4 protein-coding genes are annotated in these 4,269 nt (G+C 37.4%); 3 read left to right on the top strand and 1 reads right to left on the bottom strand.

What is annotated here, in order from left to right; genetic code table 11:
- On the bottom strand, positions 1-542 hold a 542-nt coding region (locus tag GXZ93_03145; protein HHT78779.1), incomplete at its 3' end, for a flavodoxin family protein.
- A 228-nt stretch (positions 543-770) separates the two neighbouring features.
- Here GXZ93_03145 and GXZ93_03140 point away from each other — a divergent pair.
- From GXZ93_03140 to GXZ93_03130, 3 genes are all read left to right on the top strand, one after another.
- Entirely contained in the window at positions 771-1,550 is a 780-nt protein-coding gene (locus tag GXZ93_03140; protein ID HHT78778.1) for an SDR family oxidoreductase, read from the top strand.
- A gap of 339 nt (positions 1,551-1,889) precedes the next feature.
- Positions 1,890-2,945: a GHMP kinase gene (locus GXZ93_03135; protein HHT78777.1), complete on the top strand. Its 1,056-nt coding sequence runs from the start codon at positions 1,890-1,892 to the stop codon at positions 2,943-2,945.
- Between the two features lie 136 nt (positions 2,946-3,081).
- Positions 3,082-4,269 (top strand): 6-phosphofructokinase (locus GXZ93_03130; GenBank protein HHT78776.1); only part of this gene is annotated, 1,188 nt, incomplete at its 3' end.

The following is a 4,269-nucleotide window of genomic DNA, read 5'->3' as shown; positions in this document are numbered from 1 at the left end:
CCCAGATTATATGCTTCTTCCAGTTTGGCTGAATTATTTTTTATTTCACCTGCTTTGTTAGCACTTGCATGGACTATGCCGACAAGCCTGGCATTTACATAATTACAAATATCCTGGAAGCTTCTTAAAGCGTTTACTCCTCCTGAAGAAAAGACATCTTTATCGCCATAAGTTAAAATAACTCCGATATTTTTTTCATTTAAACCACTTTTATAGATAGCATACAGTCTGTCTATAAATAGCTTGGTCTGTGCAGAGACATTAAACCAATAAGTGGGAGAGGCAAAGACAATTGAATCTGATTTTTCTATTTTAATATACAGGTCAGTCATGTCATCATGTTTGATACAGCCTTTAGATTTGTTTCCGGTGCATGATTCACAGGCATCACATGGGGAAATTTTTAATTCCCGCAGGTTGATAAGATCATAAGTCCCATTGTTTTCCCCAATCCCTCTGATGAGAGAATTGATAAGATAATGACAGTTTCCATTCTTCCTTGGGCTCCCATTTACAATTAAAGCATTTGAATTTCGCATCATTTTACCTCTTTCCTATTATCAATGACTTATTTTTTTAATTAAGCCATAAAGACAGTGTTTCTACCTTATGAATCTATGGTAACATAGATTCATGGTAATATAAGTAAAAAACAGATAAAAATAAAATATTAAACCTGGTTTATTGTTATAGATAAAGAATAATCAATTTAAGTTTTATATTATTAGTTTCAATAGAAATTATAATATTTTTTTACAATAGGAGACACTATGAAAATTGATCTGACTGGTAAAACTGCAGTTGTTACAGGTGCTACAGGAGAACTCGGACGTACAATTGTGCGTTCCTTGGCAGAATGTGGAGCCAATATCGGGATTTGCTACTATAACAAAAAAGATTTTGCAGACGAACTGGAAGATGAGGTAAATAGTAAATATTCTGTTAAAGCTGTTGCCATACAGGCAGATGTTACAGATATTGATTCAGTTATGTCAATGAAAAATGAAATATTCAAAAAAATGGGGATAACAGACATCATTGTAAATAATGCAGTTATACAGATAGACTGGAAAAATGTCCTGGAACAGGCTCCGGAAGATTATGAGAGTCAGTTCAAATCCTGTGTAATGCATAATGTTTACATGGCAAAAGCATTTGTTCCTGACATGATAAAGCAGAAATATGGCAGAGTAATAGGAATCAATACAGAGTGTGCAATGCAGAATTTTATAACACAGTCCGCTTATGTTTCCGGAAAGAGAGGGATGGATGGTGTTTTGCGAGTACTGGCAAAAGAGGTAGGAAAATATAATATTACAGTAAACCAGGTTGCTCCCGGATGGACGATAAGCGAGGGATGCCGCAATACTGATGGAAGCGAAAGGAATATAAACCAGGATTTTCCCTATATAGAAAGACTTCCTTTGGGAAGAAGAGTTACGGATATTGAAATAGCAAATGCAGTCTGTTTTCTTGCTTCAGACCTTGCCGGTTCTATTACCGGTGTTTATCTGCCTGTCTGTAGCGGGAATGTAATGCCTGCAATCTGAAATCATTTTGCCATTACCTCTAAAAGACATATTTGATGGGGATGATATATCAGGCGCCGCAAAGGAAATGCTTTAAGAATTACGGAAAATTTTATGAAAAAAGACTATCTTTTTGATGCCAAAATAATTTTTATGATTCTGAGGAGCTATCTGCAGGTTAAGAGTGTAAGTGAGGCTTATTAAATCAGTTTTTACAACAGAGACATTGAAATATTTTTAAATTTATACTCTGTTGCTAATAAATATTTTTAAAACTAAATTTTTTTCATAAAATATCTTGTATGATATACTATTTTGCTAAATAAAATATTAACAAGGAAGATATAATTGGACCCCAATATTACTCAAAACAGGCTAAGAGTCATAAACAGTGTTGCCCCTATAAGGATATGTGACAATGGCGGATGGACAGATACATGGTTTGCTGGTTATGGAAAAGTATTTAATATAGGTGTTTATCCGTATGTGGAAACACAGATAGAAATTTTTCCTTCAGAAACCCAGAAAGACAGGATTACATTATTTGCAGAAAATTACGGTGATCAGTATATTGTCAAACCGGAAGTTTCGGGATGGGGAAAACATCCTCTGCTTGAGGCTGCAATTGAGTATATGAAGATACCAAAAGATATTGCTTTGAGGATATCCATATTTTCAGAAGCCCCTGCAGGATGCTCAACAGGTACTTCGGCAGCTGTAAGCGTGGCTCTTATCGGAGCGCTGGATTGCCTTAATGAAGGACGGATGACGCCCCATGAGGTTGCATATGCAGCACATAAAGTCGAAACAGATCTTCTTCATTTGCAGTCGGGAATACAGGATCAGTTATGCTCAGCATACGGCGGGATCAATTATATGGAAATGTATAATTATCCGCATGCCACAGTCTCACAGATATATATTCCTAATTCGATATGGTGGGAACTTGAAAGAAGGCTTGTCCTAATTTTTATGGGCAAATCACACAGTTCTTCTGCGGTTCATGAAAAAGTAATTTCAGAGCTGGAAAATGCCGGTATCGATAATCCAAAACTTGAAAGATTGCGAAAGACAGCGGAGCTTGCAAAAGATTCATTATATTCCGGGGATTTCAATACGTTTGGAAGATCAATGATTGAAAATACGGAAGCTCAGTATGAATTAAATTCCTCGCTTGTAAGCAATAACAGTATGGAGATAATCGAGATTGCCAAACAGTGCGGAGCTATCGGGTGGAAAGTAAATGGTGCAGGTGGAGAAGGCGGCTCCATCACTATCCTTTGCGGAGAAAAGTCAAGCCACAAAAGAGACATGATAAACGAAATTGAAAAAGCAAATCCGTTATATAAGAACATACCGGTTTATTTAAGCAGGTTTGGATTGCGTACATGGGATATAAAAAATAATTTTTATTGAAAATATCGAAGTATGGCAATGAAGACCGGCAAGAAAAACCAAGCCTGGTCTGGCATCTGATCCGGTACAGCCTGATGAAAAAGAAATACAAGCTTACATTAGAGCAGTGATTTAGATGAGTAAAGGAGAAACAAAAATGTTAAAGGACAAAGCAATTGGAATAATAACAAGCGGCGGGGACTGCGGGGGTCTTAACTCGGTTATAAAAGGAGCGGCACTGATGGCAAAATCATATGGAATTGATGCCTATCTGATTCCCAATGGTTATGCCGGCCTTTACAATCTTGATTCAAGTGAAAATATTATCAAACTGGATTCTGTAAAAATTGACCGGATATCCTCAATAGTTGCCGGTTCCGAAGCAGGGAATTCAAGAGTTAAAATATCAAAAATAGAGGATCCTGAAAAATATAAAAAAATATGTTCCGGGCTGGATAAATTTAATATAGGAGCGCTTATAATATCAGGAGGAGATGATACAGGCAGCGCTGTTGTTGACCTGGAAGAAAACGGCATAACCGCAGTCCATGCTCCCAAGACTATGGATCTTGATCTGCAAACCTATTCCGTGGGTGGGGATTCAACCATAAACAGGATCGCCAGATATGTAAATGATTTAAAAACAACCGGAAGAAGCCATAACAGGGTAATGGTTATTGAAGTTTTTGGAAGATACGCAGGACATACTGCTTTCAGAGGAGGAATTGCAGCTGATGCTGATTGTATTCTGATTCCTGAAGTTCCCGTCGATTTTAATATTGTATACAAACATATGAAAGAAACTTTCATGAGAAGGGTCGGGGAAAGTGAAAATAAGGCAGGAACATATATGATTGTTGTTGCGGAAGGGATGAAGGATGCGACAGGAACAACTATAACAGATTCAACTGTGGCAGTTGATTCATTCGGACATAAAAAACTTAGCGGGGCAGGAAAATATGTTGCACAGAATCTGAGTCATCTGGCAAAAAGTGATCCCGAGTTCAAGCAGTTTATGAAGGAGCAGGGGCTTTTTGTAGAAAAAATGAATGAGGTGCCCGAGATCAGGGAAACTGTTCCTGCTTATCTTGTACGCTCAGGAAGTACCAGTGCGATGGATGCCAACTTTGGAAAAGAAATTGGCGCCGGAGCGGTAATCCTTATTGCCAATGGCATTTCGGCTGTAACTGTAACCCGTGTAATAAATGGGAATATTGAATATATGCCTACAAGAGATGCAATAAAGCAAAGATATGTAAGTGAAAATATGATAAATTTTTATGAAAAAATCGGCATATGTTTTGGCAGAAAACCCGTAGAATTCTCACCTGTTTTTTCCCCGGTT

The sequence above is a fragment of the Actinomycetota bacterium genome, from assembly GCA_012837825.1.
Lineage (GTDB): Bacteria > Actinomycetota > Humimicrobiia > Humimicrobiales > Humimicrobiaceae > Humimicrobium.
Note: the sequence above shows the minus strand (reverse complement) of the source record. Positions and strands in the feature narration are given on the sequence as shown.

What these genes read in the sequence shown, in the direction of transcription:
- GXZ93_03140 (HHT78778.1), top strand. Translation starts at nt 771, where the DNA reads ATGAAAATTGATCTGACTGGTAAAACTGCAGTTGTTACAGGTGCTACA.